This window comes from Commensalibacter sp. M0268, from assembly GCF_016101925.1.
GTDB lineage: Bacteria > Pseudomonadota > Alphaproteobacteria > Acetobacterales > Acetobacteraceae > Commensalibacter > Commensalibacter melissae.
Genome location: NZ_JACFPQ010000001.1, coordinates 360624 through 376544, shown reverse-complemented (window position 1 = coordinate 376544; position 15921 = coordinate 360624). Strand labels below are relative to the sequence as shown.

Sequence of the window (15921 nt, the reverse complement as noted above, 5' to 3'; positions counted from 1 at the left end):
TTAAGACAATATTTGATTTTATAAAATAAAACCAATTTCTAAAAAATAAAATTTATCATTATTAATAATTCTTTTTTACAAGGAATTAACAGAGTCATTTTTTATTTTAAAAAATTCTTTCGCATTATTTGCATCCCGGGCTATTTGTTTTTTCAATTCATTCAAATCACGAAAACGTTTTTCATCACGAATAAAATGATACAAATAAACAGTAATCTTTTGACCATAAATATCCTGGTTAAAATCAAACAAATGGGCTTCCAGACAGGCTCTGGTCTGTTTTCCAATTGTTGGACGGTATCCGAGATTGGCCACTCCTTCATGCATTCTCCCATTGGCCAACCGAATTTTAATCGCATAAACCCCGCATTTAGGCTCTACCTGTTCCCCCAATTGTAAATTCGCAGTTGGAAAACCAATTGTCCTGCCCCTTTTATCCCCATGCTCCACTATATTCTGAATACACCAGATCCTACCCAAATAATGGGCAGCCTTTTCAGGATTTCCATTTTTCAGACAGGAACGGATAAGGCTGGACGAAATTACCGTTCCCTTTTCCTGCAAAGGTTTTACAATCGTAACGCCAATACCCAGTTTATCCGCTTCAGAAATCAAAAAATCGGTATTTCCTTGACGATTGTGCCCGAATACAAAACCCTCACCACAAGCCACATGAAAAATCCCGAATGATTTATAAAGAATTTGATGAATAAAATTCTTTGCATCTAGCGCAGCAAATTCTTGATCAAATGTTATCTGAAAAATATTTGCAACACCCAGAGCAGACAAGGCTGCATTTCGTTCTTCTGCATTCGTCAATCGAAATGAAATTTCCCTGCCTTCGAAAAGCTGTCTTGGATGAGGTTCAAAAGTTACTACAGATAAAGAACGGTCTGGAAACTGTTTTTTTAAAGTCTCCAATAAATAAGCGTGCCCACGATGCACACCGTCAAAATTGCCCAAAGCTGTTACAGAACCCTGGGCTGATAGCGGAATTGCCTGTCCGTTTGTATAGATAGTCGTCATAAACGGCAAATTTTCTTTCGTTATTAATCTAAAACCTCTTCTGAAACAACAAAACCTTATTTCTGTGTTTCGGATGATACAGGGGTTTTTTCCTTATTATCGTTAAAGGAAACAGAGGTATCCCCTTTGTTGTCGACATCTGGCAAAATTGTCTTGCTTTGTGGAGAAGAGGTTTCATCGTCGGCAATATTTTTCTTGAAAATCTTGATACCCTTGGCCAGATCCCCCATTAATGTTGAAATCTTTCCTGATCCAAAAACCAGCAAAACCACAATCAATACAATCAGCCAATGCCAAATACTCATACTGCCCATAATATATTTATTCCTTACACAACTTACACATGCAGACAATTTTCGGAAAATTCAATCGACTTTTTCTAACTTAAACACAGGAAATATCATAATTTAATTAAAATTATCATACTATATTTTACTTTTAACACCAAATTGCAAATCACGCGGTTTTTTGTTGCCTTGATCACGACTTGTTGGGAATAATAAAACCATATGTCGCATATCGCTTGATCCCGATCTTTCCCGTAGGAGCCCACCAAACCCTTACCAAAGACCAGTCATTACGTGATGAAACATCTATAATTGGCGCCTTGTGATCAATTCTCTGCGCTTCCCAATTGGCATGATCAACAATAATCGTGCGTGAATCCTGAAGTTTTTTTACGACAGAAACATGCCCATAAGGCAATCTGGAAGTTTTACGAAAAACCAATATTGCCCCCGGTTCTGGCCTTTTGGTTCTATAATATTTCCCTCTCGACTGATACCACCAACTATAGGCTGCCCCCTGAAGTTCAACACCAGTGATCTTGCGGGCATAGGGTGCACATTGCAAGGAGCCATGATAGCTTCTTCCCCCTCCACAGGCAGCCAGCAAAGGTAGAATTCCAAAAAACATGATTAAGACGCGAACAAAAAATCCTGATTTCATTTTCCCCTATAAAGAACGTATTTTATTGATACATTCTTCTGCCTCTGCATGGGTCATCGATAAAACTTCTTTTGAGATTGTAAACGAAAATCCACGCCTTGCAAGGATCATTTGTTCACGATCCTTCAGTTCAGCTGTTTTTTTTAACAAACGCTGACGAAATGGTCCAATCTTCCTTTTCCGTGCATAGGCCAAAGCGGATAGCAGCTCAAGATGATCATCATGATATTCTTGCAAGGAGGACTGAATTAAGGAGGGATTGATTCCCTTTTGTATAAAACGTCCCTGAATTTGTTTTTTGGAACAACCCGCACGGATCAAGGATGGCATTTTGGAAAAAATAAATCTGTCATCATTAATACCGCCATTTTGCTTCAATTCATTGACAATCTGATCAATCTTATCGTATGCCTTCTTGAGAATTTCATCGTAATCTTGATCGTCCTCCTTTTGAATTTGTTTAATCCAACGATTGACTTTCTGCCTTAAAAGTTTAACCAATCCTGCCTCGGTATTATTATAACGGGCAAGATAATTCAGTGCATACTCTTTTAAGTCAGGAAGCTGTATCCTGTTTGACATGATTTGCATCACTTCCCTTTAAACATTATCCAATCAATTACCCTTGATTATATTAGGAATAAATTGACTTTTTTTTCTCAATCATTAATTATGTCTGTTTCCTTCAATAAAATCGACAAGAGAGATTATGATTTCCGCTTTGATGCCCACCTATAATCGTGCAAACCTTGCCTTTGACCATGGAAACGGCGTGTGGCTTTTTACGGTTGATGGGCGACGATTTCTGGACTTCGGGGCTGGAATTGCAACATCATCTCTAGGTCATAATCATCCCCTTTTGTGTAAAGCTATTTCGGAACAGGCAAAAAAAGTCATTCATGTTTCCAATTTATACCAAATTCCTCAGGCAATAAAATTAGCCGAAAGATTAATAGCAATAAGTTTTGCCGACAGTGTGTTTTTTTGCAACTCTGGGGCAGAAGCAAACGAAGGAGTCATAAAGGCTATTCGTCGCGCCCAATATAAAAACAACCATCCAGAAAAAACAGATATCATCTGTTTTAACCACGCTTTTCATGGAAGAACTCTTGCAACTTTGAATGCGACAGGCAATCAAAAATATCTGGAGGGTTTCGGGCCTAAAATACCTGGGATCAAACATATTCCAATACATGATATTGACCTGGTGAAAGAAGCCATTGACCAGAATACGGCAGGATTTCTGATCGAACCCATACAAGGCGAAAGTGGAATCACTGTTATTTCTCCTGATTTTCTAAAGACATTGCGACAAATCTGTGATGAGAATGATCTTTTCCTAGGATTTGACGAAGTTCAGTGCGGAGTTGGCAGAACAGGTAAATTTTTTGCCTATCAATGGACAGATATTGAACCTGATATTCTTTCATTGGCAAAGGGTATCGCCGGGGGCGTACCCATGGGCGCTTTTCTTGCCAAGGAAAAAATCGCCAAACACATGACCTTTGGAACGCATGGATCAACCTTTGGAGGAAACCCTCTTGCATGTGCGGCTGGAAATGCAGTTATGGATATCATATTGAAACCTGGATTCCTGAAAAATATACGGGAAACAGGACTGTATCTAAAGGAACAACTGCAACAATTAACCGAGATTTATCCAGATGTTTACGCTGAAGTTCGCGGAAAGGGTCTTTTATTGGGATTAAAGGGAACCATTCCTGTAAACGAGATACAAAATGCGGCCCTAGAGCAAAATCTACTGACCGTATTGGCAGGAAATAATGTCATTCGCATAATTCCTCCCCTAATTATAACCAAGGAGGAATGCCAAGATGGTATTCACCGGTTAAGAAATGCTGCCGAGCAATTACGTAAAAACCTGAAATCTGTTCAATGAGTAATTTCTATGAATAACCCAATTATTTCTCAATCAAAAAAAATAAAACACTTTTTAGAACTCAAAGATATTAGTAAACAAAATTTAAGAGATATAATCACCCTCGCCTCTCAAATCAAAGGAATGCAGGAAGATAGAAAATATCCCTCACATCCTGCCCAACCTCTGAAAGGACGTTCAATCGCACTTATCTTTTCCAAACCTTCAACCCGTACGCGCGTATCTTTTGAGGTGGGAATTCATCAACTGGGCGGTAATCCGATTGTTTTATCAACCAGTACAATGCAGATTGACCGGGGCGAAACCATTGCCGACACTGCCCGTGTTCTTTCGAGATTTGTGGATGGCATAGTTCTTCGAACAGGCTGTACCGAACATTTGACCGAATTGGCACAATTAAGTTCAGTCCCCGTTATTAACGGACTGACTCCCGCCTCGCATCCGGGACAAGTCATGGCTGATGTCATGACCTTTGAAGAACATAAAGGTCCTATCAAGGGACGTGTAATTGCCTGGGTTGGCGATGGTAACAATGTTGCAAATTCTTTCATTGAAGCTGCCGCACAATTTGATTTTACTCTTAAATTAGCCACCCCACCCGATTTATTACCCTCAAAAACCATACTGTCATGGGCCAAAGAAATGGGGGCAGACATTCAGCTGACCACAGATCCAAAAAAGGCAGTTAAAGATGCGGATTGTATTGTTACCGATACCTGGGTTAGCATGTCTGATAATGATTCTGAAAAACAACAACGCTTGAAATTATTGCATCCTTATCAAGTTAATCTCGATTTAATGAAACTAGCCGCACATGATGCCATTTTCATGCATTGCTTGCCTGCCCATATCGGTGAAGAGGTAACCGCTGAGGTTTTTGAAAGTAAAAAATCAGTTGTTTTCGATGAAGCTGAAAATCGTCTTCATGCACATAAAGCCATTCTGATTTGGGCTTTGATGGGTGATAATTGGCGTGATTACGGCTCCCGTTAATTCCATTCTTGAAATAGACAATATTTAGCCTATCTTTTCAAAAAAGATTTCTCGGCTATTCGCTTTTATCTTGAGAAGATAACCATGAAAAACCTTCATCATTCCAATAATGATCGACCCAATGTTCCAGATATTACCTACGGCAAGGGAATTACGCCTTTTTTCTTCCCTTCGGCAAGAGGAAGGCTCATTCGTTTGGGACCTGTAGCTCATTCCATTCTTGAACGCCACAACTACCCAGACTGTATCACCAAACTGGGAGGTGAAGCTTTGTCATTAGTTGCTGGCCTGGCTTCATCATTAAAATTTGAGGGATCTTTTTCTTTGCAAATCAAGGGAGAGGGAGTCGTGTCAATGTTGGTTGCTGATTGTACCCATAAAGGCGAGCTACGCTTCTATATTCGTTATGACAAAGACAAAATAAATGATTTTACTGAAAATGCATCAGCAAAAACACTTTTGAAAAAAGGATTATTCGTTCTGACCGTAGACCAACAAGACAAAAAAGACAATTATCAGGGGATGGTTGAACTGACAGGAGAAACACTTGCAGAAATGGCCAGTCACTATTTTGAAAATAGTGAGCAGTTTCCCTATTCAATTCAATTATATTGCGAATGCTATCAAAATAAATGGCAAGCTGGCGGCCTAATTCTTGAAAAAATTGCCCATGAAAATTCAATCATTTTGAAGCCAACCGCTGAAAATGATGAAAAAGAATGGGAAACAATATGTATTTTAGCCAATACTTTAAAAGCTTCAGAGTTATTTGATAAAAATCTGGCTTCAGAAAAATTACTTTATCGTCTTTTCAACAGTTTGGAATTTTCTGTTGGCAAGCCGAAAAGTGTCGCTTATGGTTGTCGTTGTTCCCGATCAAGGTTACAAGAGGTCTTGAACAATTTTTCCAAAGATGAACTTGATAGCATGGCAGAAAATGAAAAAATTATCATGACATGCGAATTTTGCTGTTACGATTTTATTTTTTCTCGTAAAGAAATCTAATAAAAATAATATCGATTAATAAGCAAATTCAAAATAATGTTAAAATTTTCTATTTGTTGAATATAAACAAATGTGAATTCTATAGAATTTTTACTAATTATAATATTCACTTTTTAATTTTTAAATGACCAAAAAACAGATAAAAAACTGTTTTAATAAATAACACCTAATAAAATTATGATTTCTTCGTATTGTTTCAAACAAATAAGCTTTTAACTCTCTTGTATCATAATCATTGTCATATTTTATTCTAAACAAATTATATCATTCATAAAATTGGAATAGTAATATGATATGATATAATTTTTTCAAAAGATTTGTTATCATGACTAAATTTTGGAATAGGATTATATCATGATAAACAGGTTAAATATATACGTATAATTAACCTGTTTTAACGTAACCAGCAATTAATGAATTTATAAATATCAAGGGGTTGTCATGTCATTCGAATTACGCAAATCGTTATCATATCGATTTAAATTTTATTTATCTGCATTTTTATGGATTAGTCCGGTCGTGATATTATCAGCTTGTGCACATAAAGATACCACTCAATATGCACCACTAACATATGATTATCTAACCCCTATATTCCTGAATGTTGGACAAATAAGCATACAGGATCATTCTAACGCAAATCAATATCCAAGGGATATTTCCAATTTAAGCCCGACCCCTCCGGCCATGGCCTTGAATAACATGGTTAATAATCGTCTTAAAGCAAGAGGCACATCCGGAAAGGCTATATTTACAATCAGCCGAGCTTCTTTGCAAGAAAACAGTGATGATGCCGTATACGGGCAAATTGATATTCGTCTCGATATTTATAACAACAATAATAGAAAAGTTGGCTCAATTCAGGTCAGTACAAATCATACATACCAGACTGATCATAATAAGGGAGACTTAGATAGCCGAGCAAATTTATATGATATTACCCAAAAAATGATGCAAGATGTCAATGTGGAACTAGAATATCAAATTCGCAATCATTTGGAGCCCTGGATTGTTGATGCCACAGGCACACCAATTTCAGACTCAATTAAAACACAGGATTTAAATGATAAGGCATCTTCAACCGCTGTAAAACATGATATGTCCCCTCCCGATCACAGGAATATAGCACCTGCCACCAACAAACCTTCTGCTTCAAACGCAGATTTAAATGCTGTTTTCCCTGATGGCATTCCCAACAATGAATCTGCCGCACCCCCAGTCCATGATACACAACCTGTTTCTTCAACTAAAGGTAAATATCCTGTTGGGGTATTGGGAACACTGCCTCAATCAGCCATTTCCAAAAAATACTAGATTCTAAAGCAATAACAAGGAAAGTGAACGTACACCCTGGGCGCCATGGATCAATACCCCTTCAATATCTGCGGTGGCCGAGGGACCTGTATGTAGTGCTGCATAATGATTTCGCCTCCATTCCGGACGTGCATACGCATCATGCAGGTTTTCCACGATTTCGGAGCTGTTCAATAAAACGACCAGATGTTGCGGCAAATAACCCAAAGTATTTACAACCAGATCTTTTTCGGTAAGACAAACAGATCCTGTTTCAGCCACACCAAAACTTGCCCTGACAACTGCATAGTCAATATCATGCAAACTATTCGGAGGCGTTTGATCCGTTATATTATAATCACCCTTTATTTCCTTAACAACAGAACAGATATTCTTTGCGTTTGAAAGTTTTTCATAAATCGACTCAAAAGGATTATCGGCATGATTTTCCAGTAATTCACCCCCCATCTGCTCAAAAACTTTCTTAAATTTTTTTATCAAATCAAGATCATTCTGGTGAAACAGGGGAACAGAAGGAGGCTTAACATATTCATCAACACAGGCCTTGCGAATTTTGCCCAAAATGATATCACGACTATTCATTAACGCTTTCCTTTTTCAGATAATTCTTTTCATACCAGCTATGAAAGGTCTCCTTGGGTGCAGGTGGCAAGTCCCTCTGTTTTCCCCATTTATTGAGATTATTGTAAACAATAAAATGTGGGAGATATTTCAATGCCCGATCGGCATTTTTTATCGCGGCCCTATACAGGACCGGATTGCCCAAAATTTTCCCGGCGGCCTGCATCAATATTCTTTTTGCAAGGGACAATTCACCCTTTTCTGCCAATGTCTCTCGCCACTCAAAAATTTGTTCATGAATATTGATTTTAACAGGACAGACATTAGAACAACTGCCATTCAAGGTTGAGGCAAAGGGAAGGTTGCGAAATTTATGGGCATTATATCCCGGACTAAGTATCAAACCAATTGGCCCTGCATAGGTACTTCCATAACTTAATCCACCACTACGACGAAACACGGGACATGTGTTCATACAGGCACCACATCGTATACATTTCAAGCCTGCCTTGAATTTCTTGTCAGCTAAACGGGTGGAACGCGTATTATCGACCAGTATAACATGCATTTCCCCGCCATGATGTCTGGGCCCCCGGAAATAAGATGTATATTGTGTTATTGGGGAACCTAGCGCACTACGTGACAATAAACGAATGAATACTGCCAGATGTTCAAGCCCTGGAACTATTTTTTCAATTCCGACCGTTACAATATGCAACCCGGGTGTATTGGCAGAAAGATCGGCATTCCCTTCATTCGTGCAAACAACCACCGCACCCGTTTCAGCAACCAAAAAATTTCCTCCTGTCATGCCAGCTTCAGCTTTCAGGATCAAGGGGCGATTTGTTTCGCGCTGGGTTTCGGCAAGATAATGTATATCATTATTACCCGCCTGTGCCCCAAGAGTTTTGGTAAAAACCCTGGAAACATCCGTACGGGATTTATGAACAGCCGGAACAACAACATGACTTGGATCCTCATTGTCCAATTGCTGGATCCGTTCACCCAGATCCGTTTCAATTACGTTGATCCCCTCCTTTTCCACAACCTTTCGCAAACCACATTCTTCCCCAAGCATGGATTTGCTTTTCACTAAAATTTTGGTCTGGCGTTTTTTCATCAACTCGATGGCAATCGAATTACACTCTTCAGCATTTTGCGCCCAATGAACATGAATACCATTATCTTTGGCATTTTTTTCAAACATTTCGAGATAATGAGCAAGATGTTCAAGCGTGTGCTCCTTGATATCCGAAGCCAACTGTCTAAGTTCCTCCCATTCTGGGATAAGATGCATTTGCGCATCACGCTTTTTACGTAAATCCCATAAACGGTTATCATGCATTTTCTCGTGGGCCTGCGCAGCGATAAAGCGATTGGCGGCTTCAAGCTGATCTATGGGTTTATTACCTTTGACAACCGCACCCCTTGCGCCAACTTCATGTTGAAGCGCCGCATCATTCACGTCTGAATTAATATTGACATTCATTGTAGATCTCCATTCAGAACGCGTGCAATATGGGCATATTTCACGGGAATTTTCATCCGTTGCGCGCATCCCTGCTGATGCATGAGACAAGAGCTGTCTGCGGAAATTACGTATTCTGCACCGCTATTATATTGGTCCATAACCTTATCCTGACCCATTTTTGCTGAAACACCCTCCTCAAAAACTGAAAAGGTTCCTCCAAAACCACAACATTCATCAGGGCGTGTCAATTCAACAAATTCAATTCCTCTTACCTTTTCAAGCAAATCCCTGGGTTTTGAGAAATATGGTTCCCGTAATTCTGACATGCTCGCATGTCTTAGTCCTCTCAATGCATTGCAATTATTATGAATGGCAACCTTGTAGGGAAAAAACGCCCAGGGAAAAGAATCAATCTTGAGAATATCATGCAGAAACTCAACCAGATCATAAGTATGCGTTCTTACATGTTTTACCTCATCGGTCTGTTCGATGGCATCAAAATTGGAACGAACCTGATGCGTACAGCTTCCCGATGGCATGACGATATAATCAAATTGCGAGAAATTCCTCACAAACAGGGTTTCAGTCGCGGCAGCCTCTTTATGACACCCCGTATTAGTCATGGGTTGACCACAACAGGTTTGATCAAAAGGATATGTAATATCCAGATCAAAACGTTCCAATAACTTTAAAGTTGAAATGCCAACTTCAGGTTCCAATGCATCCATGTAACATGGAATAAATAACCCTACCTTCATTTGTGCAAACCTTGATATCCATTTATAATTATTATATTTTCAATGGCAATTTATCACTTTATGAGTTGTTTCACTACTTGTAATTATTATTTCGATTTTTAATTTTTAACATTTTCAATATTTTTTATCACCAAACCCGGGGTCAGGATCTGGGGCAACACCCTAGGGTTTCCATAGGCAGGATAATAGATATAAAGTGGAACCCCTTCCCGTCCAAACTGTTTTAAAAAACGACTGATTTCATTATTGTGATGTGTCCAATCACCAATCACATATTGAATATGATGACGATGGAAATAATCTCTTACTTTTCGGTTGGATAAGGCAACCTTATCATTCACGAGACATGTTAGACACCAACTTGCCGTCATGTTAACAAATACAGCTTTATGATCAATCTGCAATTGCTGAACATTCTTTAATGAAAATACCATATATTCCCTATTTTCCACTGTTTCATTAGAGGATTGCACAAGATTCATTTCCGTGATCATACCTCCTAACAAAATGAAAATCAGAATAAGCGTGATACTGGTAACCCTTTGAAATACACGTGTAGCAGTTTTATATCGCAATAGCTGATTTTTACCCAATAACCATGCTCCAAATCCAATTAAAACACAGCCTAACAAAACAGTTAATAAAGATATGGACTGATCATGCTGATAAATTACCCATACCAGCCACACACAACTAAGTAATAGGGGAAATGCCAAAAATTGCTTCAATATTTCCATCCATATTCCTGGTCTCGGTAAAAAACGGGTCAATTTTGGAATAAAAACCAATAGCAAATAGGGAAAGGATAGACCCAATCCCATTCCTAAAAATATAAAAAAAGTTTTTTCGGCTGAACTATTTAAGGCGGCTGCGACAGCTATACCCATAAATGGTGCGGTGCAAGGTGTTGCAACCAAGACAGCAAGAATACCTGTAAGAAAATCAGAAAGGTAAGAGGATGAATTTGTTCTTGAATAAAATGAAAAATTTATTGTGAAGGCATCCAGAAGATTTAAGGCAATGATAAATAATAACCAGCATAGAATTATCAAAAATGAAACCGATTGAAACTGAAAACCCCATGTTATCTGTTTTCCTATCCAGCGCAGACTTATAAATATGAGCGATATACCCGTAAAACTGCTCAAGATCCCTGCCGTGTATGACAGACATGACCGGTATTGATAGGCACGGTTTTTATTTCCCAAACGACTTAAGGATAATAATTTCATGGCAATGACAGGAAAAACGCAAGGCATGAAATTTAACAGGCACCCACCAAGAAAGGCACTGCTGATCAATAAAAATAGATTCAGAATATGTGAGACAGGTTTCTTTTTAATTATGGGATGAATTGACCAGTAATGAATCTTGCCATTGTAATCCTTCAATGCCAAGATACCAGCTAGGGACTGATCAAGCGGTTTTTTAGATAATAGGGGCAATTTCAATTCAAAATATTCTGGATTGATTTTAAAATGCTGTTTTTGATCTTGATCAATCAATCCCAATCTTTCTGGCATAAACCAAGCATCCTGCACTTGATCAAACAGAGGATCTGTTTTATTGCCCCACAATTTTCCATTTGGTGTAATGAATAAATTATGTTGCAAAGGCCTGGGTTTATTATTCAGTGATTTTTGAATTAAGATCGCTTCATTTGCCTGATTGATTTTTCCTTTTGGTAGATCAATTGTAAATTCGGCCTGCACGGGAACACAGATATTGGCACAAATCAACCACGTAGCCTTGATATGAAGATGCAGATCTTTGGCACGATAGGATTCTGGAATATGAAGATAAAAAGGTAAAATAACTTCCCCATCATATATGTAAGACAATAAACCTTTTTCAAACAACCGCTTGGGAACAGGCCATTCTATTTTTGGAAATATAATTTTTCTATCATGATTGATTGAAACTTGTAACGAAGCAGGATCTCCCGCATCTCCCGGATTCAGCCAATAAGTGTGCCACCCTTGCTCCAGTTTGATTTTAAGGGCTAGTAAAGACCGATCAACATCATCATTGAAATCGCTTGCACTGATGATACTTGCCTCAACATGCGCTTTAAAGATTTTATCGCTTTCTTTACCCCAAATAACATGCGTGTTAAACCCTATTACAATCAATAATATAGTAATCCAGAATCGCACTTGATTTAATCCTGTCCCTGTCAATAATATTCCATTTTTATCTTAAAGATGAGATAAACAAAATTAATAATCATTCATGTCACCAAGGCATTTTATCGACTAGTCTCAACTTATGTTTAAACCTGATCCCATTTCCCTACCAATACAGAATACCTTACCAGAACTCCATGATCATCTACTTACCCATCAGAACTGTATTCTTGTAGCTTCACCAGGGTCAGGAAAAACAAGCCTTGTACCTTTGTCATTATTACAGGCTCCATGGCGAAACGGACATAGGATTATCATGCTGGAACCACGACGCATTGCCGCCCGAGCCGCAGCAAAACAGATGGCCTGTCTATATCATGAAACCATTGGCCAAACGATAGGTTACAGAACCCGCATGGAAAAAGTGGCCAGTTCAAAAACCCGTATAGAGGTTGTTACACATGGACTGTTCTTGAGACATCTTTTGAACAATCCATTTCTTGACCAAGTTGCCGCTATTATTTTTGACGAAATTCATGAACGTTCCCTTGAGTCTGACCTCTGTCTTGCCTTGTGTCGTGATCTTCAAAAAAACCTGAGACCGGATTTAAGGCTCATCGCAATGTCGGCTACACCATCCTTGTCTCAACTACAAAAAATATTAAACTGTCAGATTATTGAAAATAAATCAAGAATACATCCTGTAACAATACATCATCGACAAAGAGATATTCATGCAATAAAAGATTTGCCCAAAATAACCGCTGCGGAAATAGAGAATGTTTATTACAAAAATCAGGGTAATATACTGGTATTTTTACCAGGCGTTACCGAAATTCATCGCACAATGAATATACTTACATTACCAGATGCTGAAGTTCTTCCTCTGTATGGCGAATTACATTCCACAGAACAGGACAAGGCCTTGCGATCTGTCAGTGCCAAAGATAAAAGGCGGATAGTTTTGACCACTTCCATTGCTGAAACTTCCCTAACCGTTCCTAGCGTAAGGATTGTCATTGATGGAGGTTTTCGTCGTGCTCCTCAATTGGACGGAGACACTGGACTAACACGACTTTTAACACGAAGAATATCTAGGGCAGCAGCTGATCAAAGGGCTGGAAGGGCTGGACGTGAAGCTGAAGGAATTGTCTATCGTCTATGGACCCAAGCGATGGAACGAAGTTTTATCCCGCATGATTCTCCTGAAATATTATCAAGTGAATTAAGTGAATTCTTATTGATTTGCAAAACATGGACAGACCTTATGGGAACCTCAATAAAGGAATTGGTCTTTCCTGATTTTCCTTCCAATGGCCTTCTTGAGGCGGCCAACAATTTACTGACTTTATTAGGTGCGTTAAATGAAAAAGGGCTCATCACTGATTTTGGTAAAAAAATTATTCAATTCGGTGCGCATCCACGTTTGGCGTCAATGATGTTAAGAGCAAACTCAAATGAAGAAAAGGCATTGGCGGCTGATCTGGCTGCATTACTGGAAGAGCGTGATCCTTTTCGTAAAAATCATGACCAATCCTGCGATATCCAAACTCGTCTGAACTGGCTACAAACCCTACCGCATAATCAACATGATAAGGAGTTATGGCACCGTATCCACCGTATAAGCCAGGAATATCGCAAAAGATTAAAAATACCACTCACCCAAAAATCTCTTGGAAATCCTGCCAAATTATTATGCGCCGCTTTTCCCGACCGATTGGCACAAAAACGTGATGAAATTGGATCATTCCGATTGGCAGGCGGTGGCAGTGCATATCTTTCTCAACAAGATATATTGGCAAAGGAAAAACTATTAATTGTTGCAAATATCCATACTCAGAAAAAAGCCAGAATCTGTCTGGCAGCACGCATGAATTCCGATATTTTTCCCGATTTTATCCTTAATCAGTCCCGTCAGGTAGAAAATATTTCTATTGACCCAACCAATGGAAAAGTCATTGCCCGAAAACAAGTAAAATTTGGGCGGCTTATTTTACAAGACAGAAACGATATAGCCCCAGCCGAAAAGGCTTATCCGGTCTTGCTTGGCTATGTTAAAAACAATTTTTATAAGGCTTTGAACTGGAACGAGGCTACAAAACAATTACAGTCACGTGCTTCATGGGCAAGACAATATTTAGCAGAAGAAAAAATTCCGGATTTAACTGATGACAAGCTTGAAGTGCATATTGAAAAATGGTTATCCCCCTGGATCACACAAATCAATAATTTGAAAGATCTAAAAAAAATAGACTTAAAAAATATTCTCGAAGCCTATCTTGGTTATGATATTTGCCAAAAACTAAATCGGTTATTTCCTGAATTTATTATATTGAATCATAATAAATTTTATATTGATTATACACAACCCGCACCCATTATTTCGGCACATGCACAAAAATTTTATGGTATAAAAGATACTCCTTCTATTGCAAAAGGACAAATTCGATTACAATGCTGTCTTCTGTCCCCAGCCAATAGACCTCAAGCAGTAACCAGTGATTTGAAAAATTTTTGGAAAGAGGGTTGGAAAGATATGAGAAAAGATATGAAGGGGCGTTATCCCAAACATCACTGGCCAGAAAATCCCATGAATGACGAATAATAGTTTATTTAATAACTTAAATTTTTTGAATAGATTAATAATGTTTGTACCAATTGAATATTCAAACCAGATAAAAAAAAAGCTAGGTCTCAATCTCAAGACTTATCTCATTATTGTTTTATTCAATTTTCCCGTCTATGCGCAGGATATAAATAAAAAAGATATTGAACCATCAAAAACAGTCATTCCATCCGACACATTTACGGCCTCCGCAACACCACTTGTAGAAAATGGGCCTCTGACCTTTTCCCCGCTAGTGAAAAAAGTTGTACCAGCCGTTGTTAACATTTCGGTTTCCCAAAATATATATACAAAACAATCCAGAAACATTCATATACCACCCTCCTTAAAGGGAACACCATTTGAAAAAGAATTCAGGCAACGTCAACATACCCGCAACCGTAGGGTTACAGAAGCTGGGTCTGGTTTTATCATTGATCCCCATGGGATCATAGTAACCAATACGCATGTAATCGGGACTTCCAACAACATAACAGTTTATCTTACGAATGGAAAACGTTTCACAGCAAAAGTTATCGGTAATGATTCCCTTACAGATATAGCAGTCATCAAAATTGATAGCGATCATCCCCTTCCCTATGTACAATGGGGTGACAGTCGCAAAGTGGAGGTTGGTGACTGGATTCTTGCTGCAGGAAACCCTTTCGGCCTTGGTTCTTCCGTCACTGCCGGAATTGTATCAGCTCGTGGCCGCGATATTGGTTCCAGCCCTTTTGACGATTTTTTGCAATTGGATGCTCCAATGAATCCGGGAAATTCTGGAGGACCATCCTTTAACCTTGCCGGACAAGTTGTCGCCTTGAATACCGCAATTGTTTCCCCTACCGGCAGTTCTGTTGGAATTGGTTTTGGTATCCCCTCTGAAATCGCTGCCCCCATTGTTACTCAACTATGTAAAACAGGATTTATTGACCGCGGATGGCTTGGTGTTACCCTTGAAGAGGATTCTGGACACAATGGAGTGAAAATCATTGATCTGGATCTGGATGGCCCGGCCTACAAGGCAAAAATCAAAATTAATGACCGTGTTGAATTAATCGACGATCAGCATGTAGACACAATTCGTACTTTTATTAAAACAGTGGCCATTGCACATCCTGGATCAAATTTACAACTGACAATAAGGCGCAACAAGAAAACCATCAAACTTGATGTTACGGTTGGTCATCGACCAAAAGATGATGTAGAATAAC

General features: G+C 38.8%; 13 protein-coding genes and 1 pseudogene. 6 read left to right on the top strand and 8 right to left on the bottom strand.

Annotation, left to right across the window (positions count from 1 at the left end):
* Positions 1-75 precede the first annotated feature (75 nt).
* The 4 genes and pseudogenes from H3R28_RS01705 to H3R28_RS01690 all read right to left on the bottom strand — a co-directional run bounded on the left by H3R28_RS01705 (position 76) and on the right by H3R28_RS01690 (position 2565).
* The gene (locus H3R28_RS01705) at positions 76-1026 is read right to left on the bottom strand and encodes a bifunctional riboflavin kinase/FAD synthetase (protein ID WP_198209149.1); all 951 of its coding nucleotides are present in this window, start codon (positions 1024-1026) and stop codon (positions 76-78) included.
* A 140-nt stretch (positions 1027-1166) separates the two neighbouring features.
* Positions 1167-1340, bottom strand: a pseudogene (locus H3R28_RS08985) (twin-arginine translocase TatA/TatE family subunit); the annotation flags it as partial.
* A gap of 166 nt (positions 1341-1506) precedes the next feature.
* Positions 1507-1974 carry a CHAP domain-containing protein gene (locus H3R28_RS01695; RefSeq protein WP_230873441.1) on the bottom strand — a complete coding sequence of 156 codons (468 nt, stop codon included), beginning with the start codon at positions 1972-1974 and terminating at the stop codon, positions 1507-1509.
* 6 nt (positions 1975-1980) lie between these two features.
* Positions 1981-2565 carry a regulatory protein RecX gene (locus H3R28_RS01690; protein ID WP_155567105.1) on the bottom strand — a complete coding sequence of 195 codons (585 nt, stop codon included), beginning with the start codon at positions 2563-2565 and terminating at the stop codon, positions 1981-1983.
* A 118-nt stretch (positions 2566-2683) separates the two neighbouring features.
* Between H3R28_RS01690 and H3R28_RS01685 the strand changes: the two genes are divergently transcribed.
* The 4 genes from H3R28_RS01685 (at position 2684) to H3R28_RS01670 (ending at position 7186) form a co-directional block, all read left to right on the top strand.
* Positions 2684-3874 carry an aspartate aminotransferase family protein gene (locus H3R28_RS01685; protein ID WP_198209151.1) on the top strand — a complete coding sequence of 397 codons (1191 nt, stop codon included), beginning with the start codon at positions 2684-2686 and terminating at the stop codon, positions 3872-3874.
* Positions 3875-3883: 9 nt separating this feature from the next.
* Complete coding sequence (argF, locus tag H3R28_RS01680; RefSeq protein WP_198209153.1) at positions 3884-4867, top strand: ornithine carbamoyltransferase; 984 nt, start codon at positions 3884-3886, stop codon at positions 4865-4867.
* A gap of 84 nt (positions 4868-4951) precedes the next feature.
* Complete coding sequence (locus H3R28_RS01675; RefSeq protein WP_198209155.1) at positions 4952-5872, top strand: Hsp33 family molecular chaperone HslO; 921 nt, start codon at positions 4952-4954, stop codon at positions 5870-5872.
* A gap of 441 nt (positions 5873-6313) precedes the next feature.
* Positions 6314-7186, top strand: coding sequence for a hypothetical protein (locus H3R28_RS01670; RefSeq protein WP_155568301.1), 873 nt, complete (start codon positions 6314-6316; stop codon positions 7184-7186).
* Between the two features lie 3 nt (positions 7187-7189).
* On the opposite strand, the gene H3R28_RS01665 is transcribed toward H3R28_RS01670, so the two are convergent.
* The 4 genes from H3R28_RS01665 to H3R28_RS01650 all read right to left on the bottom strand — a co-directional run bounded on the left by H3R28_RS01665 (position 7190) and on the right by H3R28_RS01650 (position 12156).
* Entirely contained in the window at positions 7190-7768 is a 579-nt protein-coding gene (locus H3R28_RS01665) for an LUD domain-containing protein (protein WP_155568302.1), read from the bottom strand.
* Positions 7761-9236 (bottom strand): lactate utilization protein B, encoded by a 1476-nt coding sequence (locus H3R28_RS01660; protein ID WP_198209521.1) that lies wholly within the window; start codon positions 9234-9236, stop codon positions 7761-7763. Before H3R28_RS01660 ends, H3R28_RS01665 begins: the two co-directional genes overlap by 8 nt.
* The gene (locus H3R28_RS01655) at positions 9233-9976 is read right to left on the bottom strand and encodes a (Fe-S)-binding protein (protein ID WP_110438287.1); all 744 of its coding nucleotides are present in this window, start codon (positions 9974-9976) and stop codon (positions 9233-9235) included. The genes H3R28_RS01660 and H3R28_RS01655 overlap by 4 nt, the downstream gene beginning before the upstream one ends.
* 98 nt (positions 9977-10074) lie before the next feature.
* Positions 10075-12156, bottom strand: coding sequence for a protein-disulfide reductase DsbD (locus H3R28_RS01650; protein WP_198210967.1), 2082 nt, complete (start codon positions 12154-12156; stop codon positions 10075-10077).
* Positions 12157-12244: 88 nt separating this feature from the next.
* Between H3R28_RS01650 and hrpB the strand changes: the two genes are divergently transcribed.
* Both hrpB and H3R28_RS01640 read left to right on the top strand, forming a co-directional pair.
* Positions 12245-14707 (top strand): ATP-dependent helicase HrpB, encoded by a 2463-nt coding sequence (gene hrpB, locus H3R28_RS01645; protein WP_198209159.1) that lies wholly within the window; start codon positions 12245-12247, stop codon positions 14705-14707.
* A 40-nt stretch (positions 14708-14747) separates the two neighbouring features.
* Entirely contained in the window at positions 14748-15920 is a 1173-nt protein-coding gene (locus tag H3R28_RS01640) for a S1C family serine protease (RefSeq protein ID WP_155580677.1), read from the top strand.
* Position 15921: the final 1 nt, after the last annotated feature.